This window comes from Ramlibacter sp. Leaf400 (assembly GCF_001424545.1).
GTDB lineage: Bacteria > Pseudomonadota > Gammaproteobacteria > Burkholderiales > Burkholderiaceae_C > Ramlibacter.
Map to the genome: position 1 here is coordinate 35,035 of NZ_LMQL01000011.1, position 26,227 is coordinate 61,261.

Genomic DNA, 26,227 nt, shown 5'->3' on the forward strand with positions numbered 1-26,227 from the left:
CCCTGCGGCGACTTGCCGACGCCGGAAGGAGCGCCATGGACCGCCGCAGCTTCATCGAGTCTTGTGCCGCCCAGGCGACCTGCCTGACCACCGCGGCGGCCTTGCCGGCATTCGCTGCCGATGCGAAGCCCAAGGAATACGCCAAGGCTGTCTTGGTCGACGAACAGCGCCGGCCGCTCAAGGCCTCCAGCCTGAAGGCGCGCAGCAACTACGTCTTCCATTACCCGTTCGAGGCCACGCCCGCCTTCCTGCTGGACCTGGGCAAGGCCGCGGGCCCGCAGACGCTCACCACCCGCAGCCGCGACACCTACGCCTGGCCGGGCGGGGTCGGGCCGCGGCGCAGCATCGTCGCCTTCTCGGCGATCTGCGCGCACCAGCTGGTGTACCCGACCAAGGACGTGAGCTTCATCAGCTTCCGCCCGAGGAAGGCCAGCAAGGGCGTGCGCGACGACCTCATCCACTGCTGCGCGGAGCACAGCCAGTACGACCCGGCCAAGGGCGCCCAGGTGCTCTCCGGTCCCGCGGAGCAGCCGCTGTGCGCGGTGCTGCTCACGCACGATCCCAAGGACGATTCGCTGACGGCCTACGCCACGCTGGGTGGCGAACTGTTCGACCAGTTCTTCCGCAAGTACCAGGCCAAGCTCAGCTTCGACGTGGGGCCGCGCGCGGTCAACCCGGTGGCCCGGGAAACCGTGGTGAGCGAACTCGAGCGGTTCTGCCGCAACACCATCCAGTGCTGACGGCCGGCGGCCCCGGCCGCTCGCGCTAGTCGGGCTTGGCGCCCGACTCCTTGACCACCTTCGCCCACTTCGCCATCTCCGACTGCACCAGCGTGGCCAGCTGGTCGGGCGTGCCGGGCGCCGGCTCCAGGCCGAGCGTGGCGAGCTTCTCCTTCACGTCGGGCAGGGCCAGCACGCGCGTGGTCTCGGCGTTGATCTTCATCTGCACCTCGCGCGGCAGGTTCGCCGGCGCAAAGAGAGCGAACCACGAGGTGGCCTCGAAGCCCGGCAGGCCCGACTCGGCCAGCGTCGGGATCTGCGGCGCGGCCGGCGAGCGCTGGGCGCTGGTCACCGCGATGGCGCGCAGCTCGCCCGCCTTCACCAGCGGCAGCGCCGACGGCATGTTGTCGAAGATCATGCTGATGCGCCCGCCCAGCAGGTCGGGGATGGCCTGCGCGCGGCCCTTGTAGGGGATGTGCTGCATCTTCACGCCGGCCAGCGTGTTGAAGAGCTCGCCCGACAGGTGGATCGAGGTGCCGCTGCCGCTGGAGCCGAAGGTGAGCGGCGTCTTCTTCGCCAGGTCGATCAGCTCCTGCGTCGTCCTGGCCGGCACCGTGTTGTTGACCACCAGCAGGTTGGGCGTGGACGCCAGGAAGGTGATCGGCGTGAAGTCGCGCTGCGGGTGGTACGGCAGGTTCGGGTAGAGCGACGCGTTGATGCCGTGCGTGCCGACGGTGCCGACGATCAGCGTCGCGCCGTCGGGCGCGCTCTTGGCCACCAGGTCGGTGCCGATGTTGCCGCCGGCGCCCGGCTTGTTGTCCACCGTCACCGGCTGGCCCAGCGCCGCCCATTTGTCCGCCAGCACCCGCGCCAGCGTGTCGGGCGCGCCGCCCGGCGGGAAGGTGACGACGATGCGGATGGGCTTGGTGGGCCAGGCGTTCTGCGCGGCCGCGCCCAGCGAGGCGATGGCCAGGAGGGCGACGGTCAGCAACTGCCCCAGGCGGGTGGACTTCATGCGGGTGTCTCCTTGTAGGTGGCCCATTCTGGCCAGGGCCCACGGACGAGGGCACCGGGAAAACCGCAGGCGCGCCGCGGCGAAAAGCGCGGTCAGTCGCGGCGCACGAACACCACGATGTGCTGCCAGGGCAGCACGTTGGCCGTGCGCTCGTGCACGAGCGGATGCACCGCCATCTCGCGCCGGATCTGCGCCTCGCTCATCTTGTGCAGCGACTTGATGGGGACGGCCGGGTCTTCGGCCCGGTACTCGACCAGCACCACGCGCCCGCCGGGCCGCAGGGCCCGCACGACGCCGGCCATCACCTCGACCGGGTACTCGAGCTCGTGGTACACGTCGACCAGTAGGGCGAGGTCCAGGCTCGCAGGCGCCAGCCGCGCATCCCGTTCGCTGGCCAGCACCGGGACGATGTTATCGACCCCCTCCCGCCGCGCCCGCGCCTGCAGCTGCTCCAGCATCTGTGGCTGCACGTCGACAGCCTGGACCGTTCCACCCGGCGCGACCAGCCGCGCGATGCGCCGCGCGTGATAGCCGGTGCCCGCGCCCACGTCCGCGACCTGCATCCCCGGTGCGAGGCGCAGTTCCCGCAGCAGCAGGTCGGAGCGTTCCTGGCGTTCGCGCTCCTCACGCTCCAGCCAGGCCGCGCCCTGCCAGCCCATGACGCCGGCGATCTCGCGGCCCATGAAGGCCTTGCCGATGCCGTCCGCACTGCGCGGCACGGTCTCGTAGCCCGAAGCGGCTGGCTGTGCGAACGCATGCGGCCCAACGCAAGCTGCCGCCGCCAGGCAGAGCTGGCGGCGGCGGAGCGAGAGAAGTTGTTGCTGCATGGGCCCTGGTCTCCAGTGCACAGGGCCGCGCCAGGGGTCAGAAGGCCGCGATCCCCGTCTGCGCCCGCCCGAGGATCAGCGCATGGATGTCATGCGTGCCCTCGTAGGTGTTCACCACCTCCAGGTTCACCAGGTGCCGGGCCACGCCGAACTCGTCGCTGATGCCGTTGCCGCCCATCATGTCGCGGGCCATGCGCGCGATGTCCAGCGACTTGCCGCAGGAGTTGCGCTTCATGATCGAGGTGATCTCCACCGAAGCCGTGCCCTCGTCCTTCATGCGGCCCAGCCGATGCCGTTGCCGCCCATTAACTCGTCGCTGATGCCGTTGCCGCCCATCATGTCGCGCGCCATGCGCGCGATGTCCAGCGACTTGCCGCAGGAGTTGCGCTTCATGATCGAGGTGATCTCCACCGAAGCCGTGCCCTCGTCCTTCATGCGGCCCAGGCGCAGGCASCCCTGCAGSCCCAGCGTGATCTCGGTCTGCATGTCGGCCAGCTTCTTCTGGATCAGCTGGTTGGCCGCCAGCGGCTTGCCGAACTGCTTGCGGTCCAGCACGTACTGGCGCGCGCGGTGCCAGCAGTCCTCGGCCGCGCCCAGCGCGCCCCAGGCGATGCCGTAGCGCGCCGAGTTCAGGCAGGTGAAGGGGCCCTTGAGGCCRCGCACTTCGGGGAAGGCGTTCTCCTCGGGGCAGAACACYTCSTCCATCACGATCTCGCCGGTGACCGAGGCGCGCAGGCCSACCTTGCCCATGATCTTGGGCGCCGACAGGCCTTTCCAGCCCTTCTCCAGCACGAAGCCGCGGATGGCGCCCTCGTCGTCCTTGGCCCAGACCACGAACACGTCGGCGAACGGCGAGTTGGAGATCCACATCTTGCTGCCGGTGAGCTTGTAGCCGCCGCGGATGGCGCCCTCGTCGTCCTTGGCCCAGACCACGAACACGTCGGCGAACGGCGAGTTGGAGATCCACATCTTGCTGCCGGTGAGCTTGTAGCCGCCRTCGACCTTGCGGGCGCGCGTGACCATGCTGCCGGGGTCCGAGCCGTGGTTGGGCTCGGTCAGGCCGAAGCAGCCGATCCACTCGCCGGTGGCGAGCTTCGGCAGGTACTTGCGCCTGGTCTCCTCGTTGCCGAACTCGAAGATCGGGACCATGACGAGAGAGGACTGCACGCTCATCATCGAGCGGTAGCCCGAGTCCACGCGCTCGACCTCGCGCGCGATCAGGCCGTAGCTCACGTAGTTGAGGCCCGCGCCGCCGTACTGCTCGGGGATGGTGGGCCCCAGCAGGCCCAGCTCGCCCATCTCGCGGAAGATGGCCGGGTCGGTGGTCTCGGTGCGGAAGGCTTCGAGAACGCGGGGCGCCAGTTTTTCCTGGCAGTAGGCCTGGGCGGCGTCGCGCACGGCGCGCTCGTCGCCGGTGAGCTGCTGGTCCAGCAGCAGCGGGTCGGCCCAGTGGAAGGTGGCCTTGCTTGCCATGGTGGGGAACTCCTCGGTTCAGTCCGGCAGGACGGCAGTGACTTCGATCTCGACCTTGGCACGGTCCTCGATCAGGGCCTTGACTTCTACCGCCGTCATGGCGATGTCGTAGTGCCCGATCAGTTCGCGGAACGCCTGGCCGACTTGCCTGCCGGCCGCCAGGTACTCGCGCTTGTCGGTGACGTACCAGGTCATGCGGACGATATTTTCCGGCTTCGCGCCCGCTTCCTTCAGCACGTCGGCGACATTCTTCAGCGCCTGCCGCACCTGGTCGCCGAAATCGTCGCTGTGGAACTGCTGCTCGGCGTCCCAGCCGATCATGCCGGCGATGTAGAGCTGCCTGCCCCGGGCCACGACCGCGTTGGCGTAGCCCTTCGGGCGCGGCCAGCCGGCCGGAAGCACCACTTCGTGGCTCATTTGGTTTCTCCCTTCAGGTCTTTCAACAGTTCGCGGGCGATGATGAGCTGCTGCACCTCGCTCGCCCCTTCGTAGATGCGCAGCGCGCGGATGTCGCGGTAGAGCGTCTCCACCGGCTGGCCGCTCACCACGCCCAGGCCGCCGAACAGCTGCACGGCGGCGTCGATCACCTGCTGCGCGCCCTCGGTCGCCGTGAGCTTGGCCATGGCCGCCTCGCGCGTGACGTTGCGGCCCTGGTCGCGCTGCCAGGCGGCGCGGTAGACCAGCAGCGCGGCGCCGTCGATGGTGGTCGCCATCTGGGCGAGCTTGGCCTGCGTGAGCTGAAAATCGGCCAGCCTCTGGTTGAACATCCTGCGCGTGGTGGCGCGGTGCAGGCCTTCGTCCAGCGCACGGCGCGCAAAGCCCAGCGCCGCCGCGGCCACCGAGGTGCGGAACACGTCCAGCGTGCGCATCGCGACCTTGAAGCCCTCGCCCGCCTCGCCGATGCGCTGCGACAGCGGGATGCGGCAATCGGTGAAGCGCAGGCGGGCCAGCGGGTGCGGCGCGATCACCTCGATGCGCTCGGCGATCTCGAACCCCGGCGTGCCGGCATCGACGATGAACGCCGAGATGCCGCGCGCGCCCGGGGCCTCGCCCGTGCGCGCGAACACCACGTAGAAGTCGGCGATGCCGCCGTTGGAGATCCAGGTCTTCTCGCCATTGAGGACCGCCTGGTCGCCTTCGATGTGCGCCGAGCACTGCATCGCGGCCACGTCGGAGCCGGCCTCCGGCTCGGACAGCGCGAACGCGGCGATCGCCTCGCCGCTCGACACGCGAGCCAGGTAGCGGTCCTTCTGCTGCGCCGTGCCTTGCAGGCTGATGGCGCCGGAGCCCAGGCCCTGCATGGCGAAGGCGAAGTCCGCCAACCCGCTGTGGCGGGCCAGCGTCTCGCGGATCAGGCAGATGGCCCGCGTGTCGATGGCGGCGGCCGCGCCGTGCGAGCCGCCCACCGCATGGCGCAGCCAGCCGGCGGCGCCGAGCGACTTGACCAGCGCGCGGCATTCCGAGTCCACATCCAGGCCGTGCCCATGCGGCACCTGCTCGGTGGCCCAGGCGTCGAGCGAGAGGGCCAGCTCCTTGTGCCGCGGCTCGAGGAAGGGCCAATCCAGGTAGGCGAGATCGCTCATGCCCGCTCCTGGATCCCCGCCTTCGCGGGGATGACATGCTTCGCCAAGGCTCTCATGTCAGTTGCCCTCGAAAACGGGTTTCTGCTTGGCCACGAACGCGTGGTAGGCGCGCTTGAAGTCCTCGGTCATCATGCAGAGGGCCTGGGCCTGCGCCTCCGCTTCGATGGCCTGCTCCAGCGTCATGGCCCACTCCTGGTGGAGCATGGTCTTGGTGATGCCGTTGGCGAAGCTGGGGCCGTCCGCGATGTCCGCCGCCAGCTTGCGGGCCTCGCCCAGCAGCGCGTCGGGCTCGCACAGGCGATTGAAGAAGCCCCAGCGCTCGCCCTCCTCGCCCGACATCGAGCGGCCGGTGTAGAGCAGCTCGCTCGCGCGCCCCTGGCCGATCAGGCGCGGCAGGATGGCGCAGGCGCCCATGTCGCAGCCGGCCAGGCCGACGCGGTTGAACAGGAAGGCGGTCTTGCTGCGCGAGGTGCCCAGGCGCAGGTCGGACGACATTGCCACGATGGCGCCGGCGCCGGCGCACACGCCGTCCACCGCGGCCACGATGGGCTGCGGGCAGGCGCGCATGGTCTTGACCAGGTCACCCGTCATGCGGGTGAACATCAGCAGCTCGGGCGCCGTCAGCCGCACCAGCGGGCCGATGATCTCGTGCACGTCGCCGCCCGAGCAGAAGTTGCCGCCCGACCCGGTGACCACCACGGCCTTCACGTCAGTGGCGTAGCGCAGTTGGCCGAACAGGTCGCGCAGTTCCGCGTACGAATCGAAGGTCAGCGGGTTCTTGCGCTCCGGCCGGTTCAGCGTGATGGTGGCCACCTTGCCGTCCACCGACCAGCCGAAATGACGGGCAGCGTAGCCCGCCATCGGCTTCATGTTGCCGGCCGCCAGCGCCGGGTCCAGCCGCGGCGCGTTGTCTTCTTTCATGCAGGTCTCCTTGGCTCGTGGGGGGACTCAGACGCCTTGCGCCTGGTTGGCTTGCTCCAGCGGCGACAGGCCGGCGCCCTGCGCCGCCATCGCCTTCTCGCGTTCGAGGTTGCGCTCCAGCTGCACCTTGCCCGAGAGGTACTGCACCGGCCACTGGATGTCGCCGTACCCGATGCGGGCGGCTTCCGTCAGCGTCCAGGCCGGGTTGGCCAGGTGCGGCCGCGCCACCGCGCACAGGTCGGCGCGGCCGGCGGCGATGATGCTGTTGACGTGGTCAGCTTCCGAGATGGCGCCCACCGCCATGGTGGCGATGCCCACCTCGTTGCGCACGCGGTCGGCGAAAGGTGTCTGGTACATGCGGCCGTACACCGGCTTCTGCTTCTTGCTCACCTGGCCGGACGAGCAGTCGATCAGGTCGCAGCCGGCCGCCTTGAAGGCGCGCGCGATCGCCACCGCGTCGTCTGGCGTGATGCCGCCTTCCACCCAGTCGTGCGCCGAGATGCGCACCGACATCGGCAGCTGCTGCGGCCACACGGCGCGCATCGCCCCGAAAACCTCCAGCGGGTAGCGCAGGCGGTTTTCCAGCGAGCCGCCGTACTCGTCGGTGCGCAGGTTGGTCAGCGGCGAGATGAAGCTGGAGAGCAGGTAGCCGTGCGCGCAGTGCAGCTCCAGCCAGTCGAAGCCCGCGGCCGCGGCGAAGCGCGCACTGCGCACGAAGTCGTCGCGCACCCGGTCCATGTCGGCCCGCGTCATGGCGTGCGACCAGTCGCTCACGCCGTCGATGTACTGCTGCGGCGAGGCGGACAGCAGCTGCCAGTTGCCGCTCTCCAGGGGCAGGTCCTCGCCTTCCCATGGCACGCGGGTCGAGCCCTTGGAGCCGGCATGCCCGAGCTGCATGGCGATCTTCGCGTCGGTGGTCCGGTGCACGAAGTCGACGATGCGCTTCCAGCCGGCCTGCTGCTCCTCGTTCCACAGCCCGGGGCAGCCGGGCGTGATGCGGGCGTCGGGCGAGGTGCAGGTCATCTCCGCCACCACCATGCCGGCGCCGCCGAGCGCGCGCGCGCCCAGGTGCACCAGGTGGTAGTCGGCGGGAACGCCGTCTTCGCACAGGTACTGGGCCATGGGCGAGACCACCACCCGGTTCTTCAGGACGGTCTCGCGCAACCGGAAGGGCGTGAACATCGGCGGCACCGGCTGCTGGGCCGGGGTGCGCTGCACGCCCGCGGTCTGCGCGATCCAGTCCTCGAAACGCTCCACGTAGCCCTTGTCGCGCAGCCGCAGGTTCTCGTGGCTGATGCGCTGGCTGCGGGTGAGCAGCGAGTAGGCGAACTGCGGCGCCGGCAGGTTGACGTAGCGCGCCACGTTCTCGAACCACTCGGTGGAGTTGCGCGCGGCGTTCTGGATCTTGAGCACCTCGACGCTGCGCACCGCCTCGTAGTCGGCCAGGGCGCGGTTGAGGTCGCCCTGCGAGCCGCCGATGCAGCGGGCCAGCTCGATCGAATCCTCCAGGGCCAGCTTGGTGCCCGAGCCGATCGAGAAATGCGCCGTGTGGGCCGCGTCGCCCATCAGCACCACCGGCTGCCGGCCGTTGTGGTGCACCCAGGTGCGGCAGACCACGCGCGGGAAGCGGATCCACTGGGCCGAGCCGCGCAGGTGCGAGGCGTTGGACATCAGCGCGTGGCCGTCGAGGTACTTGGCGAACAGGCGCTCGCAGAAGGCGATCGACTCTTCCTTCTCCATCTTGTCCAGGCCGGCCTTGCACCACACCTCCTCGGGCGCCTCCACGATGAAGGTGGAGGTGTCGCCGTCGAACTGGTAGGCGTGGGCCTGGAACCAGCCGTGCTCGGTCTCCTCGAAGGCGAAGGTGAAGGCCTCGAAGCGCTTGTGCGTGCCCAGCCAGACGAAGCGGCACTGCCGCAAATCGATGTCGGGCTGGAAGCTGGCCTGGTACTTGGTGCGGATGCGGCTGTTGAGCCCGTCGCTGGCGATGATGAGGTCGGCGTCCGGGTACTGCTCGTCGCCCTGCACGTCGGTCTCGAACTGCAGGCGCACGCCCAGGTCCTCGCAGCGCTTTTGCAGGATGTTGAGCAGGCGCTTGCGGCCGATGCCGCAGAAGCCGTGGCCGCCCGAGACGATCTTCTCGCCGCGGATGTTGACCTCGATGTCGTCCCAGTGGTTGAAAGCGCCCAGGATCTCGCCCGCGGTCTTCGGGTCGGCCGCCTGGAGGTTGCCCAGGGTCTGGTCGGAGAACACCACGCCCCAGCCGAAGGTGTCGTAGGGCTTGTTGCGCTCCACGACGGTGATGTCGTGCCGCGGGTCCTGCTTCTTCATCAGGAGGGCGAAGTACAGGCCGGCGGGCCCGCCGCCGATGCAGACGATCTTCATTCAGATACTCCAAGCCTGGATAATTTAAGTTTAAAGCATCTGGCCGCGGGAAGCCACTCGTCCGCACCGCCGGGCGCAAGCCCAGGCGGCGCCCAGGCTCAGGCGGCCAGCGCGACCTGGCGGTGCGCCCGGGCCATCACCTCGTGCGGGTCCAGTGTCTTCAAGCGGTGGTCGCTCCACACCTGGCGCCAGCGCCGCGCGCCGGGCAGGCCGTTGCGCAGCCCGAGCATGTGCCGGGCCACGGAATACCAGGACGTGCCGCGCTCGCGCTTCTCGGCCGCCATGTAGTCGACCAGCGCCGCCTCCACCGACTCGCGGCTGCCGGCGAACGCCGCCTCGCCGTAGAACGCCTCGTCCCAGGACGCCAGCCACCAGGGGTTGTGGTACGCCTCGCGGCCGGCCATCACGCCGTCCAGCCCGCGCTGCAGGTGCTCCTGCACCTGGGCGTTGGTGGCCAGGCCGCCATTGATCACGAACAGCAGGCCGGGGAAGTCGCGCTTGAGCCGGTGCACGGTTTCATAGCGCAGCGGCGGGATCTCCCGGTTCTCCTTGGGCGACAGGCCCTTGAGCCAGGCATTGCGGGCGTGGACGACGAAGACGCGGCAGCCGGCCTCGGCCACGGTGCCGACGAAGTCGCGCACGAACTCGTAGCGGTCGTCCTGGTCGATGCCGATGCGGTGCTTGACGGTCACCGGGATGCCGACCACGTCGACCATGGCTTTCACGCAATCGGCGACCAGCTGCGGTTCCGACATCAGGCAGGCGCCGAAAGCGCCGCGCTGCACCCGTTCGCTGGGGCAGCCGCAGTTGAGGTTGATCTCGTCGTAGCCCCACTGCTGGCCCAGCCGGGCGCAATGCGCCAGGTCGGCCGGTTCGCTGCCGCCCAGCTGCAGGGCCACCGGGTGCTCGGTCTCGTCGAAGTCCAGGTGCCGGGGCACGTCACCGTGCAGCAGCGCGCCGGTGGTGACCATCTCGGTGTAGAGCAGCGTGCGCCGGGTCATCAGGCGGTGGAAGAAACGGCAATGGCGGTCGGTCCAGTCCATCATCGGCGCCACCGAAAGGCGCCAGCGGTCCGCGGGGGGAAATTCGTTCACGGGCAGCACTGTAAGCCGTGCCATCCGGGGAGCCTTCCTACAGGGTCAAACCTCAGTCACCGACACGACGGCCGGGCCGGCCACGCTGGAATGGTTCCGTTCATACGAAAGTGCTGGAGGCGCCAATGCGGAATTTCGAGCTCAGCAAGAACATGCTCACCATGGGTGGGCAGTTCTACCCCACCGGCCACATCGTGGCGATGTTCGCGGACGAGAAGGCCGCCCGCAACGCCGGGCGGACGCTGTCGGACGGCGGCGTCGCGGACGAGGAGATCTGCCTCATCACGCCGGAGGTGATGCTGAGGGATATCGTGCGCACCGTCGGCAGCGCCGACTCGACGCTGCCCTCGCCCGGCACCGAAGCCGACACGGTGCGCCGCTATGCCGACTACGCGTCCAAGGGGCACTACGCGCTGCTGATCCACGCGCCCCACGGCGAGGACGCGGAGCGCGTGATGGCGCTGCTCAAGGACCAGATGCCGGCCTTCGCGGAGCGGTACCGGATGCTGGTGATCGAGGACCTGGCCTAGCGCCTGGCGCCCTCGCCAAAGAAAAAGGCCCGCAGCGCGGGCCTTCTTCGTTTGGCAGACGCGCCCTCAGCCCATGTGCAGGCCGCCGTTGACGGAGAAGTCCGCACCGGTGGAATAGCCGCTTTCGTCCGACGCCAGCCAGGCGATGATGGAAGCGATCTCGCTGGGCTCGCCCAGGCGCTTGACCGGGATCGTCGCGACGATCTTGTCCAGCACGTCCTGGCGGATGGAGCGGACCATGTCGGTGCCGATGTAGCCCGGGCTCACGGTGTTGACCGTCACGCCCTTGTTGGCCAGCTCCTGCGCCAGCGCCATGGTGAAGCCGTGCATGCCGGCCTTGGCCGCCGAGTAGTTGGTCTGGCCGGCCTGGCCCTTCTCGCCGTTGACCGACGAGATGTTGATGATGCGGCCCCAGCCCCGCTCCACCATGTCGCTCACCACCTGCTTGGTGACGTTGAACATGGAATTGAGGTTGGTCTCGATCACCGCGTCCCAGTCCTCGCGCGTCATCTTCAGGAACATGCGGTCGCGCGTGATGCCGGCGTTGTTCACCAGCACGTCGATCGGTCCGTGTTCGGCCTTGGCCTTGCTGAACGCGTCAACGGTGGACTCCCACTCGCCCACGTTGCCGACCGACGCGTGGAAGGAGTAGTCCTGAGCCTTCTGCTCATCGAGCCACTTCTTGAAGTCGCGGGTGGGTCCGCAGCCCGCGATCACCTTGAAGCCTTCCTTGTGCAGGCGCTGGCAGATGGCGGTGCCGATGCCGCCCATGCCACCGGTCACGTATGCCACTTTCTGAGCCATGTCTTCTCCTTGCGTTTTGTGACGAATGCGAGTGGGGAGCCCGCATTGCGCGGGCGCCGGACCACTCTAGCCAATCAGACCGCTTCGACGGCGAGGGAAACCCCCATGCCGCCGCCGATGCACAGGGCGGCCAGGCCTTTCTTCGCCTCGCGGCGCTGCATCTCATGCAGGAGCGTCACCAGGATCCGGCAGCCCGACGCACCGATGGGGTGGCCGATGGCGATGGCGCCACCGTTGACGTTGACCTTGGAAGGATCGATGCCCAACTCCTTGTTCACCGCGCAGGCCTGCGCCGCGAACGCCTCGTTGAGCTCGAACAGGTTGACGTCCTGCACGTTCCAGCCGGCGCTCTTGAGCGCCTTGCGCGACGCCGGCACCGGGCCCATGCCCATGGTGGCGGGGTCGAGCCCGGAGGTGCCGAAGCCGGCGATGCGCGCCAGCGGCTTGAGGCCCAGCGCGGCCGCCTTCTTGGCGGACATCACCACCACCGCGGCGGCGCCGTCGTTGATGCCCGACGCATTGCCGGCCGTGACGCTGCCGGCCTTGTCGAAGGCGGGCCGCAGGCCGGCCAGCGCTTCGGCGTTGGTCTTCTTGTTGATGAACTCGTCCTGCGCGAAGACGACCGGGTCGCCCTTCTTCTGCGGGATGTTCACCGGGACGATCTCGTCCTTGAAGCGGCCGGCTTCCTGCGCGGCGGCGGCCTTCTGCTGGCTGCCCAGGGCCAGCGCGTCCTGCGCGGCGCGGTCGATGCCGAACTGCTTGGCCACGTTCTCCGCGGTGATGCCCATGTGGTACTGGTTGTAGACGTCCCAGAGGCCGTCGACGATCATGGAATCGATCATCTTCCAGTCGCCCATGCGCTGGCCGTCGCGCGAGTTCAGCAGCACGTGCGGCGCGGCGCTCATGTTCTCCTGGCCGCCGGCCACGATGATCTCGCTGTCGCCCCAGGCGATCGCCTGCGCGGCCAGCATCACGGCCTTCAGGCCGGAGCCGCACACCGCATTGATCGTCAGCGCCGGCACTTCCTTGGGCAGGCCGGCCTTGAGCGAGGCTTGGCGTGCGGGGTTCTGGCCCGCACCGGCGGCGAGCACCTGGCCCATGATCACTTCGCCCACCAGGGCCGGATCGACCTTGGCGCGCGCGAGGGCTTCCTTGATCACGAGGGCGCCTAGCTCCGTCGCGGGGATCTTGGCGAGCGAGCCGCCGAACTTGCCGACCGCGGTGCGCGTGGCCGAGACGATGACGATGTCTTCCATGGGGACTCCTTGAGGGGCTAGGGACTGGGGGCTAGGGGCTAGGGCTTGGGGTGGCGTCCTGGCTGTTGCCCTAGACCCTAGCCCCTAGCCCCTGGCCCCTGTGCAAGCAAAGGCTACGCCTTCGCTTTCACGTACGAACCGGGCGCCGGCTCGAGGGCCTGGTAGGCGTTGCCCTTGCCGTAGCGCTTGGGCGCCGGCACCTGCTTGCCCGCCTGCGGCTTGAGCCAGGACATCCAGTCGGGCCACCAGCTGCCCGCGTGCTCCTGGGCGCCGGCCTGCCATTCGGCGTGGGTGGCAGGCAGCTTGTCGTTGGTCCAGTAGGAGCGCTTGTTCTTGGCCGGCGGGTTGATCACGCCGGCGATGTGGCCGGACGCACCCGTCACGAAACGCTTCTTGCCCGGCAGGTGCTGCACGCTGGCGTAGGCGCCGCCGATGGGCACGATGTGGTCCTCGCGCGAACCGTAGAGGTACACCGGGATGTCGACCTTGCGCAGGTCGATCTTCTCGCCGCACACCGTGCACTTGCCCGGCTTGACGAGATTGTTCTCGAAGTAGGTGTTGCGCAGGTACCAGGCGTACATCGGGCCCGGAAGGTTGGTCGAGTCGCTGTTCCAGTAGAGCAGGTCGAAGGGCGGCGGCGTCTCGCCCTTGAGGTAGTTGCCCACGACGTAGTTCCACACCAGGTCGTTGGGTCGCAGGAAGCTGAAGGTGGACGCCAGTTCCTGGCCCTTGAGCAGGCCCTTCTCGCCCATCTGCATCTCGCGGAACTTCACGAAGTTCTCGTCGATGAAGAGGTCCAGCACGCCGGTCTCGGTGAAGTCCAGCAGCGTGGTCAGGAAGGTGGCGGAGGCCACGGGCTTTTGCTTGCGCGCGGCCAGCACGGCCAGCGCGGTGCCCAGGATGGTGCCGCCCACGCAGAAGCCCAGCGCGTTGATCTGCTTGGATCCGCTGATCTCCTGCACGACGCGGATGGCCTCGAGCGCGCCCTCGCCCACGTAGTCGTCCCAGGTCTTGCTCTCGAGCTGCGCGTCGGGGTTGCGCCAGCTGACGACGAAAGTGCGGTGGCCCTGGTCGACCAGGTGCTTGACCAGCGAGTTCTCCGGCTGCAGGTCCAGGATGTAGAACTTGTTGATGCAGGGCGGCACCACCAGGAAGGGCCGCTCGTACACCTTGGCCGTGCTGGGCTTGTATTCGATGAGCTGGAAAAGCTCGTTCTCGAACACCACGGCGCCTTCGGTCGTGGCCACGTTGCGGCCGACTTCGAACTGGCGCTCGTCGGTCATGGAGACGTGGCCCTGCTGGATGTCGTTGAGCAGGTTCTGCACGCCCTTGGCGATGCTCTCGCCGCGCGTCTCCACGGCTTTCTTCTGGGCCTCGGCGTTGAGCACCAGGAAGTTGCTGGGCGCCGAGGCGGCCATCCACTGCTCCACCGCGAAGCGCAGGCGGGCCTTGGTCTTGGCGTCGGTCTCGGCGGCCTCCACCAGGCCCAGCAGCGTGCGGCCGTTGAGCAGGTAGCTCGCGGCGGTGAACGCCGAAACCGGGTTGCTGCCCCAGGCCTCGCTGGTGAAGCGCCTGTCGCCGCCGGCCACGCCCGAGAGGCCGTGGTTCCACAGTTCGGACGCTTCCTTGAGGTAGGCCTGCTGCAGCGCGGCCAGCTTGTCCGCGGAGAAGGACAGCTGCGGCAGCAGGGGCGGTGCGTTGGTCATTTCGCCGAGACCGGCGAAGGCCGTGAGCGGCTTGCCGCCGCCGAAGGTTTCGAGGGTTCGCTGCCAGCCTTCTTCGAGGGACTGCTGGAGCTGGCGGGCGTTGGCCGCCCAATCGGGCCCAGAATTCATCATCTTGTCTCCTGAATCGTTTTACCTAGGGTTATCCCGAAGTATTCCACCTCTCATGTTGCACTGCAACAATTTTCTGTTGTCCCGCTGATGTACATCGTTCTCATAGGCTGGATGTACGTGGCGCTGATGATGGCCGTGGCCGAAGCCACCAGCACCGACGGCACCGTCCTGGGCGCCATCTTCACCTTTCTGCTCTATGGCGTGGGGCCGGTGTCTCTGGTCGCTTACATCATGGCCACGCCCGCGCGCAAGCGCGCGATCAAGGCGCGCGAGCAGGCCGAGCACGAAGCCCAGCAGGCGGCCGTTTCAGGCCAGCCAGACGGCAGCGGCCAGGCGTCCGCTGACGCGGTCGCGCCGGTGCGAAAAGAACCTTGAGGGATGGGAGACGGTGCACCAGCCGGTGCTGCCGTCGTTGCCGTGCACGCTGCGAAGGCCCAGGGCCTGCAGCCGATCGCGGGCCAGGCTGGGAAGGTTCGCCAGCCACTTGCCGGGCGAAGCGGGAACGAAATGGCGCGCCGCGCGCGAGTCCGCATTTTCGAAGGCCGCCCGGACCTCGTCGCCCACTTCGAAGGCGGTGGGTCCGATGCAGGGACCGAACCAGGCGAGCGTGAGGTCCGCGGCCGACTGCGGGTCGTTCGCCACCCGCGGCCACCAGGTGGCCCACAAGGTTTCCAGCACGCCGCGTCCACCCTCGCCGGCCAGCCCGCGCCAGCCGCAATGCGCCGCGGCGACGCAGGTGCCCGCGCGGTCGGCGAGCAGCACCGGCAGGCAGTCGGCGACCATGATGGTGCAGGCCACGCCGCGCTCGCGCGTCCAGCAGGCGTCGGCTTCCAGGCCGTCCGCGCTGCCGTTCGACAGCTGCACGGCCTCCACGCCATGCACCTGCTTCAGGAACACCGGACGCGCATCGAGCGCCTCCGCGAAACGGCGCCGGTTTTCCGCGACCGCCCCACCGTCATCGCCGACGTGGTCGCCCAGGTTCAGGCTGTCGTAGGGCGCGACAGAGACGCCGCCTTCGCGCGTCGAACACAGCGCGCGTACGCCGGTCGGCACCGGCCAGTCCGGCACGAGGAACCCCGCGGGGGCTTCGCGCATCAGGGCTCGTTGTCCGGGCAGCTGGAAGGCTGCGCCTTCTGGAAGGCGGGGTGGCGCATGCAGGTGTCGAACGCCGCCATCGTGCGCTCCAGGCCGGAGAAGTCGGTGTTGAACCGCTTGGCGTTGAAGATCTGCGGCACCAGGCAGCAGTCGGCCAGGGTCGGCGTGTCGCCGTAGCAGTAGCTGCCGCGCGGCAGCTGCGCCAGTTCGCGCTCGAAGGCCAGCAGGCCTTCGCGCACCCAGTGGCGGTACCAGGTGTTCTTGGCCTCCTCTTCCACCTTCAGCTCCCTCACCAGGTACTTGAGCACGCGCAGGTTGTTGAGCGGATGGATCTCGCAGGCGATCAGCTGCGACAGCGCCCGCACGCGCGCGCGCCCGAGGGCGTCGGCCGGCAGCAGCGGCGGCTGCGGGTGCGTCTCGTCCAGGTATTCGATGATGGCCATGGACTGCCCCAGGCGCTCGCCCTGGTCGGTTTCCAGGGTCGGCACCAGGTTCGAGGGCGACACGGCCGCATAGGCGGACTGCTTGTGCTCGCCCTTGACCAGGTGCACCGGCAGGTACTCGTACGACAGTCCCTTGAGTTCCAGCGCGATGCGCACGCGGAACGAGGCCGAGGAGCGGAAGTAGTTGTGCAGCTTCATCGCGGCGAGCATAAACCCGCCCGCGCGGCCCGACGCACGTCTACGACGTGCCCAGCAGCCGGCGACCGATGGCCACCACGGCCGCGCCCGCCAGGGCCGCGACGATGTCGCTTCGGGTGAGCTTCATCACGACCGCCACCGCCAGCAGTCCGGCGATCTCTGGCGGGCGGCCGGCCGCCACCGAGGGCGCGACGATGCCCGCCATCACGCCGATCGGCATGGCGCGCAGCGCCGCTTCGAGCCGCGGCGTGATCGGGAGCCAGCCCATGAGCAGGAAGCCGCCGACACGGCAGGCGTACGACGCCACGGCCATGCCGAGCACGGCCAGGTAGAAGCTGGCGTCAGCGTCCATGGCGCAGGGCTCCCGCGATGCCCGCGGCCAGGCCGGCCAGCACGACCGTCCAGCCGCTGGGTGCCCACAGCTGCATCGGCAGCGCGACCGCCACCGCGCAGGCCAGCGGCGCCACGTCCGCCCGGCCGCGCCACAGCGAGATGCCGATGGCGGCGGCGAAGGCCGGCAGCATGAAGTCCAGCCCCCACGCGCGCGGGTCCGGCATCTCGCGCGCCAGCAGGTGCCCCACCAGCGTCCCGCCCATCCACGGCAGGAAGCCGGCCAGCCCGCTGCCCAGGACGAAGCCGGCGTCGCGGTAGCCCGCGGCGTGTTCGCGCATCGACAAAGCCCAGCCGCCGTCGCCCAGCAGGAACAGCGTGCCCAGCGCCTTCGGCCGCGACACCTGCGACAGCCAGGGGTGGAGGGAAGCGCTGTAGAGCAGGTAGCGCGCGTTGATCGCGAACACGGTGAGGACCAGCGCCAGCACGGCCGACGACTGCGTGCTCCACACCTGGAGGGCCGCGAGCTGCGCGCTGCCGGAATAGACGAACCCGCTCATGAGCGTGGCCTGCAGCCAGGACAGCCCGCGTTCGCCGGCCAGCGCGCCGAACACCAGGCCGTAGACGGCAACGCCCGGCGCCAGCGGTTGCGAGAGCACGAAGCCGCGCCAGACGCCCTCGCGGGTGAAGCGGACCGGCGCCTCGCTCACCGCCCGACCACCAGGCGGATCGCCGGCATCAGCCTTTCGGTCTCGCTGCGGCGCTCCAGCGCCAGGCGCAGGTTCATCTGCGCCACCTCGGTGTGTTCCACCGCCAGCGCCTGGGCGCGCGCGCCCTCGCCTCGCCGCAGCGCGTCGAACAGCATGTGGTGCTGGCGGTGCGCGTACAGCATCCAGTCGCGATCCTGCTGCAGGGTGGACTGCATCGGCAGCATGGCCGACGCGGGCGCGAACGGCAGCGCGTTGTTCACCGCGATCGCGCGCTGCAGGGCGCGGTTGCCGCTGGCTTCCAGGATGAGCGCATGGAAGCGGTCGTTCATCGTGGCGTAGCCGGCGTAGCTGTCGTAGTCCAGCGGGTCGCTGGCCAGCAGCCGGTCGCCCTCGGCCAGGCAGGCCTCCAGGTCGCCTTGCAGCTGGCGTGACACGCCGTGCTCGGCCACCAGCCGCGCCGCCATGCCTTCGAGATGGCCGCGCACGGCGATGGCATCGGCCACCTCGCGCGGCGTGAACTGCCGCACCAGGTACTTGCCGGTCTCGTTGGCCTCGACCAGCCCTTCCTGCTCCAGCGTGACGAGCGCCGCGCGCACCGGCGTGCGCGAAGCGCCCAGGCGCTCGGCCAGCTGCTGCTCGGCCAGGCGCTGGCCCGGCGCGAACTCACCGCGCAGGATGAGGTCGCGCAGCTGCATCAGCACGGTCTCTTGCAGGTTCATGGAGCGGACTGTACACTGATCTTCAATTTCGGTATACCGTTTTGGAAGGATCGCGATGAAGGCCGAACAGAACGAGCTGGTGACGCGCATCGGCCCGGGCACGCCCTGCGGGGCCGTCCTGCGCCAGTACTGGCAACCGGTGGCGCTGGTGGACGAGTTCGACCCGGCGCTGGACCCTCGCATGGCGCAGCGGCCGGTCAAGCCCGTGCGCGCGCTCGGCCAGGACCTGGTGCTGTTGCGCGACCAGCAGGGCCGCTGGGGCCTGCTCGACCGCGCCTGTCCGCACCGCGGCGCCGACCTGTCGTTCGGCCGGCACGAGGGCGACGGGCTGCGCTGTCCCTTCCACGGCTGGAAGTTCGATGCCGCCGGCACCTGCCTGGAGACGCCGGCCGAGCCCGCCGGCAGCAAGCTGTGCGAGCGCGTGCGCCAGCGCAGCTACCCGGTGCTGGAGAAGAGCGGCATCCTGTTCGCGTGGTTCGGCGAGCCAGGCACCGAGCCGCCGCCCTTCCCGCAGTTCGACTGCTTCGCCGCGCCCCCGACCCACACCTTCGCGTTCAAGGGCCTGTGGAACTGCAACTGGCTGCAGGCCATGGAGGTGGGCATCGACCCGGCGCACCCGTCCTTCCTGCACCGCTTCCTGAACGACGCCTCGCTCGACGCCATCGGCGACAACGCCGCCGGCAAGCAGTTCCGAAGCGCCAGCGCGGGCGAGTTCCAGGGTGGCGAGCGCTGGCCGATGACGCGGATCATGCGGGAGTTCCACCAGCCGGAGATCTCGTTCGAGCCCAGGCCCTGGGGCCTGCAGCTCACTGCGCTGCGGCCGATGACGCAGGAGCTCACCCACGTGCGCATCACCCACGCGATCTTCCCGCAGACCTTCGTGATCCCGCTGTCCGAGACGCTGACCATCACGCAGCTGCACCTGCCAGTGGACGACACCCACACGTACTGGTATTCGGTGTTCACCAGCTTCGCCGGACCGGTGGACAAGGAGGCGATGCGCCGGCAGCGGCTGCAGTTCATCTCGCTGCCCGACTACGTCCCCAACGCCGGGCGCCACAACCGCTGGGGCTTCAACCCCGAGGAGCAGCGCACCACCACCTACCTGGGCATGGGCGAGGAAGACATCAACGTGCACGACCAGTGGGCGGTGGAGAGCATGGGCCCGATCCAGGACCGCACGCGCGAACACCTGGGCACCAGCGACAAGGTGATCATGGCCAACCGCCGCATGCTGCTCAAGGCGATCGAGGCCGTGCAGGCCGGGGGCACCGCGCCCGGCGTGGCGGATGCGTCGCTGGCGCCGCAGATGCAGGGCCCGGACACGGTCGACGGCATCGCCCCGGCCGGCGAGTGGCCCACCTGGTGGCTAGAGCGCGTGCGGGCCAAGCGCGAAGGCGCGCCCTGGCTCGCCTCGGCATCGGCTCAGGCCGAGCCGGCCGACGCCAAGGCCGGGACGGAGCCGGCGTGACCCGCTTCGCCGAGCGCTGCGGCCTCCACACCCCTGCCCGCGAAGAGGCCAGCCAGCGCACCACCCGGCTGATCGACGCGGCCGGACTGGAGCTGGTGCGCATCGCGTGGTGCGACCTGCACGGCGTGACGCGCGGCAAGACGCTGGTGGCCTCGGCCGTGCGACGCGCGCTGGACGAGGGCATCGGCATGGTCAGCACGCTGATGCTCAAGGACACCTCGGACCGCACCGCATACAAGGTGTTCGAGCGCGGCGGCACGGCCAGCCTGCCGGGCTTCGGCTTCGCCAACAACCTGCTGCTGCTGCCCGACCCCGAGAGCTTCCGCCAGCTGCCCTGGACCCCCGGCACCGGCTGGCTGCGCGCTCAGCCCTGGTTCCAGGACGGCACGCCGGTGCCGCTGGACACGCGCCGCGTGCTGCAGCAGGCGCTGGACCGCCTGGCCCAAGCCGGCCTGGGCATGCACTGCGGCCTGGAGGTCGAGTTCCACGTCTACCGCATCACCGACGACTCGGCCGAACTCGATCCCGAGCAGGCGGCGTGGCCCGGCCTGCCGCCCGCGCTGGAGCTCGTCCACCCCGGCTACAACCTGCTGGCCGAGAACTGGTACGACCGCGCCGAAGAGCCGCTGCGCATCGTCCAGCGCACCGCGCAGGCGTTGGGCCTGCCGCTGCTGTCGCTGGAGATCGAACTTGGGCCCAGCCAGGTGGAAGCGGTGTTCGACGTCACCGATGCGCTGACGGCGGCGGACAACATGGTCCTGTTCCGCAACGGCGTGCGGCAGGCGCTGCGCCGCGCGGGCTACCACGCCACCTTCATGTGCCGGCCGCCCTTTCCCAACATCATGTCCAGCGGCTGGCACCTGCACCAGTCGCTGGTCGAGACCGCCAGCGGCCGCAACGCCTTCCGGCGCGAGGCGCCGGCCGCCGGCAGCACGCCGGTGGACGCGAACCACACGCTGTCGGACCTCGGGGCGCACTACCTCGCGGGGCTGCTGGCGCATGCGCGGTCCATGGCCGTGTTCTGCACGCCGACGGTCAACGGCTTCGGCCGCTTCCGCCCGAATGCGCTGGCGCCGCAATCGGTGCTCTGGGGCCGCGACAACCGCGGCGCGATGCTGCGCGTGGTCGGCGAGTGCGGCGACGCGGGCACGCGCATCGAGAACCGCGTGGGCGAGCCCACGGCCAATCCCTACCTCTACATGGCCTCGCAGATCCATGCGGGCCTGGACGGCATCGGGCGCAAGCTGCAGCCGCCGCCCGCCACTGACGCCCCGTACGGCGAGGCCGACGCGCGCCTGCCCACCAGCCTGGGCGAAGCCCTGGAGGCCCTGCGTTCCGACGCCGTGCTGCGCGAGGGATTCGGCCCCTCCTTCATCGACTACTTCGTGACGGTCAAGACCTCGGAGCTGCAGCGGCACGAGGCCGCCGAGGACAAGACCGACTTCATGCGGCGCGAGTACTTCAGCCGCTTCTAGGGTTCCCATGATCAAGGTCCACCTGGTGCCCGCCGACGGCGGCGAGGCGCTCACCGTGCAAGGCAAGCCCGGCCAGAGCCTGATGCAGGCGGCCGTGGACGCGAACGTGCACGGCATCGAAGCCGAATGCGGCGGGCTGATGACCTGCGCGACCTGCCATGTGTACGTGCGCGAGCCGTTCTTGGCCGCGCTGCCGCCGCCGACGCAGGACGAGCTGGGCATGCTGGAGTTCACCGCATCCCCGCGGCGGGCGAACAGCCGGTTGTCGTGCCAGATCGCGCTGGGGCCGGCGCTGGATGGGCTGACGGTCGACTTGCCGCCGACGCAGACCTAGCCGCGACGCTGCCGTCATTCCCGCGAAGGCGGGAATCCAGTGCTCCCGTCTCCCAAGCGTGAAAGCGGAAGCACTGGGTCCCCGCCTCCGCGAGGACGACGAAAACGGGCGATTTCGGAACGCCGGGTCAGCGGTTCACTCGGCCGCGTGCCCCTGCACCAGCTTGCTCAGCAGCTCCACCAGCGTCTCCCGCTCTTGCGGCTCCAGCGGCCCGAGGATGCGGCGCTGCGCCCGGGCCACCGCGCGCTTCATCGCCAGCGCCGCCTCCTGCCCGGTGGGCGTGACCCACAGCAGCTTGCGGCGGCGGTCGCCCGCGTCGGGCTCGCGCCGAACCCAGCCCTTGGCCTCCAGCCGCCCGATCACCGAGCCGAAAGTGGCCGCATCGAACGCGACCTTCCCGGCCAGCGTGACCTGGTCCTCGCCCGGGTCGTCCATCAGGGCATTGAGGATGGCGAACTGCACCGGCGTGACCTCGTGCTCGCCGGTCTCTTCCATGAAGATGGCCACGGCGACCTGGTGCGCGCGCCGGATCAGGTGGCCGGGCGCCTGCTCGAAGTCGAAGCTCTTGGGCATGCGACCGAGTGTAGCCAGCGCCGCAGCGGCTTGCGCCGTTGCCGGGGCGCCAGATAGTATGTATGCTTAGCATTTGTGCCGGCCCCGCTGCCGAGCCAGCCTGAGGATCCCTCCATGCCTTCACCTTCATCCGTGCTCGTGGCCGGCGGCGGCATCGGCGGCCTCGCAGCCGCATACGTGCTGGCGCGCCAGGGACTGCCGGTCACCGTGCTGGAACAGTCGTCCGCCTTCGGCGAGATCGGCGCCGGCATCCAGCTCGGGCCGAACATCTTCCGCATGTTCGAGTACCTGGGCCTCACCGGCGCGGTGAACGACGTCGCGTACTTCCCGCCCGGGCTGGGCATGAACGACGTGCGCACCGGCGAGAAGGTGGTGCGCGTTCCCCTGGGCGACACGGCGCGTGCGGCCTACGGCTTTCCGTACGGCGTGATCTACCGGGCCGACCTGCACCAGGTCTTCCTCGACGCGGTCAAGGCCCTGCCCGCGGTGACGCTGCGCACCGGCGCCAAGGTCGAAGCCTTCGAGCAGGACGGCGCCGGCGTGCGGGTGACGCTCGCCGGCGGCGAAGTCGTGGAAGGTGCGGCCCTGATCGGTGCCGACGGCCTGTGGAGCCGCGTGCGGGAAGCCATCGTGGGCGACGGCAAGCCGCGCGTGTCCGGCCACATCGCCTACCGCGCGGTGCTCCGGCGGGAGGACGTGCCTGCGCACCTGTGGAGCGACGACGTGCTGCTGTGGGGCGGCGAGAAGACCCACCTGGTGCACTACCCGCTGCGGCGGGGCGAGCTGTTCAACCTGGTGGCCGTGTTCCACAGCAACAAGTACGACGAAGGCTGGAACACCTTCGGCGACACCGCCGAGTTGACCGAGCGCTTCGCGCAGGCCGTGCCGCAGGTGCGCGAGCTGCTGGGCAAGATCGAGACCTGGAAGATGTGGGTGCTGTGCGACCGCGAGCCGGTGCGCGACTGGAGCCGCGGCCGCGTCACGCTGCTGGGCGATGCCGCCCACCCCATGCTGCAGTACCTGGCGCAGGGCGCGGGCCAGGCGATCGAGGACGCCGTGGTGCTCGGCGAGGCGCTGCGCCACACCGGCGGCGATTTCGAGCGGTCGTTCCAGCTGTACCAGCAGGAGCGCTACCTGCGAACCGGCCGCGTGCAGCTCACGGCGCGCTTCTACGGCGACATCTACCACGCGAGCGGCGTGGCCCGCGAACTGCGCAACCGCATGTTCCAGGGCGGCCAGGAATCGGCGGGCTTCGCCGGCCTGAAGTGGATGTACGAGGGCATAGCCCCGCAGCGGCTGTTCGCCTGACCATGGCCCGCACCCTCACCGAACCCTCCCGCCAGACCGAGGTCCATGGCGACTACGACGTGGTCGTGCTCGGCGGCGGCCCGGCCGGCATCGCGGCGGCCGTGGCGGCGGCGAAGGCGGGCTGCTCCACGCTGCTGGTCGAGCGCTACGGCTTCCTCGGCGGCATGGGAACGGCCGCCGGGGTCACCAACTTCTGCGGCCTGCACGCCAACGTGCACGGCGACATCCGCCGCGTGGTGCATGGCGTTGCCACCGAGCTGCTGGACCGCATCGACCGGCTGGGCGGGCTGAACACGCCGCATGCGCTGTTCGGCAAGACGGTGGCCCAGGCCTACGACACGGCGGCGTACAAGATCGCGGCCGACGAGCTGATGGCTTCGGCGGGGGTGAAGCTGCTGTTCCATGCGCTGGCGGCAGGCGTGGTGATGGCGTCGCCCGACCGCATCGACGCGCTGCTGGTGGAGACCAAGTCGGGCCGGCGCGCGGTCCTGGGCCGCGCCTTCGTCGACGCGTCCGGCGACGGCGACCTGGCGGCCTGGGCCGGCGTGCCTTACGAGAAGGGCGACGGCGCGGGCAACTTCCTCTACCCCTCCACCATCTTCCGCATCAACGGCGTGGACCCGGACCGCGCCGGCAAGGCCTGGGAGACGATCCCCGGCCTGATGCTGCAGGCCGAGGCCGAGGGGCGCCACCGTTTTCCGCGCAAGACGCCCATCGTGCGGCCGCAAAAGAGCGGCATCGAGTGGCGGGTCAACCTCACCCAGCTGGCCAACGCGCAGGGCAACGCGCTGGACGGCACCGACGCCGACGAACTGACGCAGGCCGAGGTGCTGGGCCGGCGCCAGATCGCGGGCGTGGCCGGATTCCTGCGCGAGGTGCCGGGCTTCGAGCGCTCCTACATCGTCGACATCGCGCCCCAGGTGGGCATCCGCGAGACCCGGCGCGTGCGGGGCCTCTACCAGCTGACCGAGGCCGACGTGCTGGAGTGCGCCAGCTTCGACGACACCGTCGGCGTCAACGGCTGGCCGCTGGAGCTGCACCTGAAGGGCGACGTGGAATTCCGCTGGCCGAAGATCCCGCAGAGCCGCGGCTTCAACCACCTGCCCTACCGCATGACCGTGCCGCCGGGCCTGGCCAACCTGTGGATCGCGGGCCGCTGCGCGTCGATGACGCACGAGGCGCAGTCGGCCGCGCGCGTGACGGGCGCCTGCTTCGTGATGGGCCAGGCGGCCGGCTGCGCGGCGTCGCTTGCGCTGGAAGGGAACACGACCGCGGCGCGGGTGGACACTGCCGCACTGCAGACCAGGCTGCAGGCCCAGGGCGCCTGGCTGGGCCTGGAGGACTGAACGCTGCGAAGGAGAAACCGCATGAACGCTCCCGACAATCCGCTGATGGCGCGCCAGCAGCTGTACCGTGACATGGACCCGCACCACCTCACGCCGCTGTGGGAGGTGCTGCACGCCCTGGTGCCGCAAAAGCCCTCCACGCCCTGCGTGCCCGCGCACTGGGCGTACGACGAAGTGCGGCCCTTCCTGATGCGCGCCGGCCAGGCCATCACCGCCGAGGAGGCGGTGCGGCGCGTGCTGATCCTGGAGAACCCGGCGCTGCGTGGCCAGTCAGCCATCACGCAGTCGCTGTATGCGGGTCTTCAGCTGATCCTGCCCGGCGAGGTGGCGCCCAGTCACCGCCACACCCAGAGCGCCCTGCGCTTCATCGTCGAAGGCAGCGGGGCCTACACCGCGGTCGACGGCGAACGCACGACGATGCACCCGGGCGACTTCATCATCACGCCGAGCTGGACCTTCCACGACCACGGCAGCGACGCCGACGGCCCGGTGGTCTGGCTGGACGGGCTGGACATCCCCATGGTCCGCTTCTTCGATGCGGGCTTCGCCGAGAACGATGCCGCCCGCTCGCAGCAGGTCAGCCGCACCGAGGGCACCAGCCTCGCGCGCTACGGCCACAACATGGTGCCGGTGCGGCACGACGCGCCCTTCGGCGCCACCTCGCCGATCTTCAGCTACCCCTACGAACGCAGCCGCGAGGCGCTCGAACGGCTGGAGCGCGACGCGCCGGTGGACGCCTGGGACGGCGTGAAGCTGCGCTACGTCAACCCGCTCACCGGCGGCTACCCGATGCCCACCATGGCCACCTTCATGCAGAAGCTGCCCGCCGGCTTCGCGGGCAAGGGCTGGCGCCAGACCGACGGCGCGGTCTACAGCGTGGTGGAGGGATCGGGCACGGTGGAGGTCGAAGCCGGCGACAAGCGCTGGCATTTCGACGTCGGCCCGCGCGATCATTTCGTGATTCCCTCATGGCACACTGCCCGGCTCGCTTCGGCCACCGGCTGCGTGCTGTTCAGTTATTCGGACCGGCCCGTCCACCAGGCGCTGGCCCTTCACAAGGAAGAAAGGTTGTCATGAGCTACGTCTTCAATCCCCCGCCCGTGCCGTCCGTCCCCGTGCAGGGCCGCGGCGAACGGTTCCCGATCCACCGCGTCTATTGCGTGGGCCGCAACTACGAGGAGCACGCCAAGGAGATGGGCTTCACCGGACGCGAGCCGCCCTTCTTCTTCCTGAAGCCGGCCGACGCCATCGTGCCGGTGCCCGCGGGCGAGACCGGGACCATCCCCTACCCCCCGCTCACCAAGGACCTGCACCATGAGATCGAGCTGGTGGTGGCCATCGGAACCGGCGGGCGCAACATCAAGGCGGCCGACGCCCAGAAGCACATCTTCGGCTACGCCGTGGGCCTGGACATGACGCGCCGCGACCTGCAGGGCGAGATGAAGAAGCAGGGCCGCCCCTGGTGCATCGGCAAGGCCTTCGACCAGTCCGGCCCGATGGGGCCGATCACGCCGGCCGCGCAGGCCGGCGACGTCACCCAGGCCGAGATCTGGCTGCAGGTGAACGGCAAGGACCGCCAGCGCAGCACCGTCTCCAAGCTGATCTGGAACATCGGCGAGACCATCGAACACCTGTCGGCGGCCTGGGAACTGCAGCCGGGCGACCTGATCTTCACCGGCACGCCCGAAGGCGTGGCGGCGGTCTCGGCCGGCGACACGCTGGTGGGCAGCGTGGCCGGGCTGGGCGAGCTGCGCGTGCGCGTCGCCTGATCCACAACGGC

At 69.7% G+C, this 26,227-nt stretch carries 27 protein-coding genes and 1 pseudogene; 10 read left to right on the top strand and 18 right to left on the bottom strand.

Going from position 1 to position 26,227, the window contains the following annotated elements; translation table 11 throughout:
• The first annotated feature begins 35 nt into the window (after nt 1–35).
• Nucleotides 36–740, top strand: coding sequence for a (2Fe-2S)-binding protein (locus tag ASG30_RS13805; RefSeq protein ID WP_055897636.1), 705 nt, complete (start codon nt 36–38; stop codon nt 738–740).
• 25 nt (nt 741–765) lie between these two features.
• Here the strand turns inward: ASG30_RS13805 and ASG30_RS13810 are convergent, their stop codons facing one another.
• The 9 genes and pseudogenes from ASG30_RS13810 to dusA form a co-directional block, all read right to left on the bottom strand.
• Complete coding sequence (locus tag ASG30_RS13810; protein WP_055897639.1) at nt 766–1,734, bottom strand: Bug family tripartite tricarboxylate transporter substrate binding protein; 969 nt, start codon at nt 1,732–1,734, stop codon at nt 766–768.
• Nucleotides 1,735–1,826: 92 nt separating this feature from the next.
• Nucleotides 1,827–2,561 (bottom strand): class I SAM-dependent methyltransferase, encoded by a 735-nt coding sequence (locus tag ASG30_RS13815; RefSeq protein ID WP_055897642.1) that lies wholly within the window; start codon nt 2,559–2,561, stop codon nt 1,827–1,829.
• 37 nt (nt 2,562–2,598) lie between these two features.
• Nucleotides 2,599–2,850 (bottom strand): annotated as a pseudogene (locus ASG30_RS22185) (acyl-CoA dehydrogenase family protein); the annotation flags it as partial.
• The gene (locus ASG30_RS13820) at nt 2,835–4,034 is read right to left on the bottom strand and encodes an acyl-CoA dehydrogenase (protein ID WP_235579800.1); all 1,200 of its coding nucleotides are present in this window, start codon (nt 4,032–4,034) and stop codon (nt 2,835–2,837) included. The gene ASG30_RS13820 and the pseudogene ASG30_RS22185, both read right to left, overlap by 16 nt.
• Before the next feature lie 18 nt (nt 4,035–4,052).
• Nucleotides 4,053–4,451 (bottom strand): RidA family protein, encoded by a 399-nt coding sequence (locus ASG30_RS13825; RefSeq protein ID WP_055897644.1) that lies wholly within the window; start codon nt 4,449–4,451, stop codon nt 4,053–4,055.
• Nucleotides 4,448–5,617 carry an acyl-CoA dehydrogenase family protein gene (locus ASG30_RS13830; protein ID WP_055897647.1) on the bottom strand — a complete coding sequence of 390 codons (1,170 nt, stop codon included), beginning with the start codon at nt 5,615–5,617 and terminating at the stop codon, nt 4,448–4,450. Before ASG30_RS13830 ends, ASG30_RS13825 begins: the two co-directional genes overlap by 4 nt.
• A 57-nt stretch (nt 5,618–5,674) precedes the next feature.
• Nucleotides 5,675–6,538 (bottom strand): enoyl-CoA hydratase family protein, encoded by an 864-nt coding sequence (locus ASG30_RS13835; RefSeq protein WP_055897650.1) that lies wholly within the window; start codon nt 6,536–6,538, stop codon nt 5,675–5,677.
• A 27-nt stretch (nt 6,539–6,565) separates the two neighbouring features.
• Nucleotides 6,566–8,923 (bottom strand): bifunctional salicylyl-CoA 5-hydroxylase/oxidoreductase, encoded by a 2,358-nt coding sequence (locus tag ASG30_RS13840; RefSeq protein ID WP_055897651.1) that lies wholly within the window; start codon nt 8,921–8,923, stop codon nt 6,566–6,568.
• A gap of 98 nt (nt 8,924–9,021) precedes the next feature.
• A complete protein-coding gene (gene dusA, locus ASG30_RS13845) occupies nt 9,022–10,017 on the bottom strand; it encodes a tRNA dihydrouridine(20/20a) synthase DusA (protein WP_268793579.1) in 996 nt (331 codons plus the stop codon).
• A gap of 125 nt (nt 10,018–10,142) precedes the next feature.
• Between dusA and ASG30_RS13850 the strand changes: the two genes are divergently transcribed.
• Nucleotides 10,143–10,547, top strand: a complete 405-nt coding sequence (locus ASG30_RS13850) for a hypothetical protein (RefSeq protein ID WP_055897657.1) — start codon at nt 10,143–10,145, stop codon at nt 10,545–10,547.
• A gap of 66 nt (nt 10,548–10,613) precedes the next feature.
• Here ASG30_RS13850 and phbB read toward each other — a convergent pair whose 3' ends face one another.
• From phbB to ASG30_RS13865, 3 genes are all read right to left on the bottom strand, one after another.
• Nucleotides 10,614–11,351: an acetoacetyl-CoA reductase gene (gene phbB, locus ASG30_RS13855; RefSeq protein WP_055897660.1), complete on the bottom strand. Its 738-nt coding sequence runs from the start codon at nt 11,349–11,351 to the stop codon at nt 10,614–10,616.
• A gap of 74 nt (nt 11,352–11,425) precedes the next feature.
• On the bottom strand, nt 11,426–12,607 hold the full coding sequence (locus tag ASG30_RS13860) for an acetyl-CoA C-acetyltransferase (protein WP_055897663.1): 1,182 nt from the start codon (nt 12,605–12,607) through the stop codon (nt 11,426–11,428).
• 113 nt (nt 12,608–12,720) lie between these two features.
• Complete coding sequence (locus ASG30_RS13865; protein WP_055898688.1) at nt 12,721–14,442, bottom strand: PHA/PHB synthase family protein; 1,722 nt, start codon at nt 14,440–14,442, stop codon at nt 12,721–12,723.
• Between the two features lie 90 nt (nt 14,443–14,532).
• Here ASG30_RS13865 and ASG30_RS13870 point away from each other — a divergent pair, with 90 nt between their 5' ends.
• Nucleotides 14,533–14,820, top strand: a complete 288-nt coding sequence (locus ASG30_RS13870; RefSeq protein ID WP_055897666.1) for a hypothetical protein — start codon at nt 14,533–14,535, stop codon at nt 14,818–14,820.
• On the opposite strand, the gene pgeF is transcribed toward ASG30_RS13870, so the two are convergent.
• Genes pgeF through ASG30_RS13895 form a run of 5 tightly spaced genes read right to left on the bottom strand, consistent with a single transcriptional unit; the run spans nt 14,752 to nt 17,940 of the window.
• Nucleotides 14,752–15,540 (bottom strand): peptidoglycan editing factor PgeF, encoded by a 789-nt coding sequence (pgeF, locus tag ASG30_RS13875; protein WP_055897670.1) that lies wholly within the window; start codon nt 15,538–15,540, stop codon nt 14,752–14,754. The two genes, ASG30_RS13870 and pgeF, sit on opposite strands and share 69 nt — an antisense overlap.
• On the bottom strand, nt 15,540–16,181 hold the full coding sequence (gene maiA, locus ASG30_RS13880; protein ID WP_055898691.1) for a maleylacetoacetate isomerase: 642 nt from the start codon (nt 16,179–16,181) through the stop codon (nt 15,540–15,542). The genes pgeF and maiA overlap by 1 nt, the downstream gene beginning before the upstream one ends.
• A gap of 40 nt (nt 16,182–16,221) precedes the next feature.
• Nucleotides 16,222–16,533: an AzlD family protein gene (locus tag ASG30_RS13885; RefSeq protein WP_055897674.1), complete on the bottom strand. Its 312-nt coding sequence runs from the start codon at nt 16,531–16,533 to the stop codon at nt 16,222–16,224.
• Nucleotides 16,523–17,221, bottom strand: a complete 699-nt coding sequence (locus tag ASG30_RS13890) for an AzlC family ABC transporter permease (protein WP_055897677.1) — start codon at nt 17,219–17,221, stop codon at nt 16,523–16,525. Before ASG30_RS13890 ends, ASG30_RS13885 begins: the two co-directional genes overlap by 11 nt.
• Nucleotides 17,218–17,940 (bottom strand): GntR family transcriptional regulator, encoded by a 723-nt coding sequence (locus tag ASG30_RS13895; RefSeq protein ID WP_055897680.1) that lies wholly within the window; start codon nt 17,938–17,940, stop codon nt 17,218–17,220. Before ASG30_RS13895 ends, ASG30_RS13890 begins: the two co-directional genes overlap by 4 nt.
• A gap of 55 nt (nt 17,941–17,995) precedes the next feature.
• Here ASG30_RS13895 and ASG30_RS13900 point away from each other — a divergent pair, with 55 nt between their 5' ends.
• From ASG30_RS13900 to ASG30_RS13910, 3 genes are read left to right on the top strand one after another with little or no spacing between them, the layout of a single operon-like run.
• Nucleotides 17,996–19,411: a Rieske 2Fe-2S domain-containing protein gene (locus ASG30_RS13900; RefSeq protein WP_055897683.1), complete on the top strand. Its 1,416-nt coding sequence runs from the start codon at nt 17,996–17,998 to the stop codon at nt 19,409–19,411.
• The gene (locus tag ASG30_RS13905; protein WP_055897686.1) at nt 19,408–20,886 is read left to right on the top strand and encodes a glutamine synthetase family protein; all 1,479 of its coding nucleotides are present in this window, start codon (nt 19,408–19,410) and stop codon (nt 20,884–20,886) included. The genes ASG30_RS13900 and ASG30_RS13905 overlap by 4 nt, the downstream gene beginning before the upstream one ends.
• Before the next feature lie 7 nt (nt 20,887–20,893).
• Nucleotides 20,894–21,220 carry a 2Fe-2S iron-sulfur cluster-binding protein gene (locus tag ASG30_RS13910; protein WP_055897689.1) on the top strand — a complete coding sequence of 109 codons (327 nt, stop codon included), beginning with the start codon at nt 20,894–20,896 and terminating at the stop codon, nt 21,218–21,220.
• 135 nt (nt 21,221–21,355) lie between these two features.
• On the opposite strand, the gene ASG30_RS13915 is transcribed toward ASG30_RS13910, so the two are convergent.
• Nucleotides 21,356–21,793: a MarR family winged helix-turn-helix transcriptional regulator gene (locus ASG30_RS13915; RefSeq protein WP_055897692.1), complete on the bottom strand. Its 438-nt coding sequence runs from the start codon at nt 21,791–21,793 to the stop codon at nt 21,356–21,358.
• Nucleotides 21,794–21,907: 114 nt separating this feature from the next.
• Here ASG30_RS13915 and ASG30_RS13920 point away from each other — a divergent pair, with 114 nt between their 5' ends.
• Genes ASG30_RS13920 through ASG30_RS13935 form a run of 4 tightly spaced genes read left to right on the top strand, consistent with a single transcriptional unit; the run spans nt 21,908 to nt 26,216 of the window.
• Complete coding sequence (locus tag ASG30_RS13920; RefSeq protein WP_055897695.1) at nt 21,908–23,101, top strand: 3-hydroxybenzoate 6-monooxygenase; 1,194 nt, start codon at nt 21,908–21,910, stop codon at nt 23,099–23,101.
• Between the two features lie 2 nt (nt 23,102–23,103).
• The gene (locus ASG30_RS13925; RefSeq protein WP_055897698.1) at nt 23,104–24,447 is read left to right on the top strand and encodes an FAD-dependent oxidoreductase; all 1,344 of its coding nucleotides are present in this window, start codon (nt 23,104–23,106) and stop codon (nt 24,445–24,447) included.
• Between the two features lie 21 nt (nt 24,448–24,468).
• A complete protein-coding gene (gene gtdA, locus ASG30_RS13930; RefSeq protein ID WP_082522110.1) occupies nt 24,469–25,524 on the top strand; it encodes a gentisate 1,2-dioxygenase in 1,056 nt (351 codons plus the stop codon).
• The gene (locus ASG30_RS13935; protein ID WP_055897701.1) at nt 25,521–26,216 is read left to right on the top strand and encodes a fumarylacetoacetate hydrolase family protein; all 696 of its coding nucleotides are present in this window, start codon (nt 25,521–25,523) and stop codon (nt 26,214–26,216) included. The genes gtdA and ASG30_RS13935 overlap by 4 nt, the downstream gene beginning before the upstream one ends.
• Nucleotides 26,217–26,227: the final 11 nt, after the last annotated feature.

Bases quoted from the DNA above. Each gene is read 5' to 3' on its own strand.
- ASG30_RS13805 (WP_055897636.1), top strand. From the start codon at position 36: ATGGACCGCCGCAGCTTCATCGAGTCTTGTGCCGCCCAGGCGACCTGC.
- ASG30_RS13810 (WP_055897639.1), bottom strand. From the start codon at position 1,734: ATGAAGTCCACCCGCCTGGGGCAGTTGCTGACCGTCGCCCTCCTGGCC.
- ASG30_RS13815 (WP_055897642.1), bottom strand. From the start codon at position 2,561: ATGCAGCAACAACTTCTCTCGCTCCGCCGCCGCCAGCTCTGCCTGGCG.
- ASG30_RS13825 (WP_055897644.1), bottom strand. From the start codon at position 4,451: ATGAGCCACGAAGTGGTGCTTCCGGCCGGCTGGCCGCGCCCGAAGGGC.
- ASG30_RS13830 (WP_055897647.1), bottom strand. From the start codon at position 5,617: ATGAGCGATCTCGCCTACCTGGATTGGCCCTTCCTCGAGCCGCGGCAC.
- ASG30_RS13835 (WP_055897650.1), bottom strand. From the start codon at position 6,538: ATGAAAGAAGACAACGCGCCGCGGCTGGACCCGGCGCTGGCGGCCGGC.
- ASG30_RS13840 (WP_055897651.1), bottom strand. From the start codon at position 8,923: ATGAAGATCGTCTGCATCGGCGGCGGGCCCGCCGGCCTGTACTTCGCC.
- ASG30_RS13850 (WP_055897657.1), top strand. From the start codon at position 10,143: ATGCGGAATTTCGAGCTCAGCAAGAACATGCTCACCATGGGTGGGCAG.
- phbB (WP_055897660.1), bottom strand. From the start codon at position 11,351: ATGGCTCAGAAAGTGGCATACGTGACCGGTGGCATGGGCGGCATCGGC.
- ASG30_RS13860 (WP_055897663.1), bottom strand. From the start codon at position 12,607: ATGGAAGACATCGTCATCGTCTCGGCCACGCGCACCGCGGTCGGCAAG.
- ASG30_RS13865 (WP_055898688.1), bottom strand. From the start codon at position 14,442: ATGAATTCTGGGCCCGATTGGGCGGCCAACGCCCGCCAGCTCCAGCAG.
- ASG30_RS13870 (WP_055897666.1), top strand. From the start codon at position 14,533: ATGTACATCGTTCTCATAGGCTGGATGTACGTGGCGCTGATGATGGCC.
- pgeF (WP_055897670.1), bottom strand. From the start codon at position 15,540: ATGCGCGAAGCCCCCGCGGGGTTCCTCGTGCCGGACTGGCCGGTGCCG.
- maiA (WP_055898691.1), bottom strand. From the start codon at position 16,181: ATGAAGCTGCACAACTACTTCCGCTCCTCGGCCTCGTTCCGCGTGCGC.
- ASG30_RS13885 (WP_055897674.1), bottom strand. From the start codon at position 16,533: ATGGACGCTGACGCCAGCTTCTACCTGGCCGTGCTCGGCATGGCCGTG.
- ASG30_RS13895 (WP_055897680.1), bottom strand. From the start codon at position 17,940: ATGAACCTGCAAGAGACCGTGCTGATGCAGCTGCGCGACCTCATCCTG.
- ASG30_RS13900 (WP_055897683.1), top strand. From the start codon at position 17,996: ATGAAGGCCGAACAGAACGAGCTGGTGACGCGCATCGGCCCGGGCACG.
- ASG30_RS13910 (WP_055897689.1), top strand. From the start codon at position 20,894: ATGATCAAGGTCCACCTGGTGCCCGCCGACGGCGGCGAGGCGCTCACC.
- ASG30_RS13915 (WP_055897692.1), bottom strand. From the start codon at position 21,793: ATGCCCAAGAGCTTCGACTTCGAGCAGGCGCCCGGCCACCTGATCCGG.
- ASG30_RS13920 (WP_055897695.1), top strand. From the start codon at position 21,908: ATGCCTTCACCTTCATCCGTGCTCGTGGCCGGCGGCGGCATCGGCGGC.
- ASG30_RS13925 (WP_055897698.1), top strand. From the start codon at position 23,104: ATGGCCCGCACCCTCACCGAACCCTCCCGCCAGACCGAGGTCCATGGC.
- gtdA (WP_082522110.1), top strand. From the start codon at position 24,469: ATGAACGCTCCCGACAATCCGCTGATGGCGCGCCAGCAGCTGTACCGT.
- ASG30_RS13935 (WP_055897701.1), top strand. From the start codon at position 25,521: ATGAGCTACGTCTTCAATCCCCCGCCCGTGCCGTCCGTCCCCGTGCAG.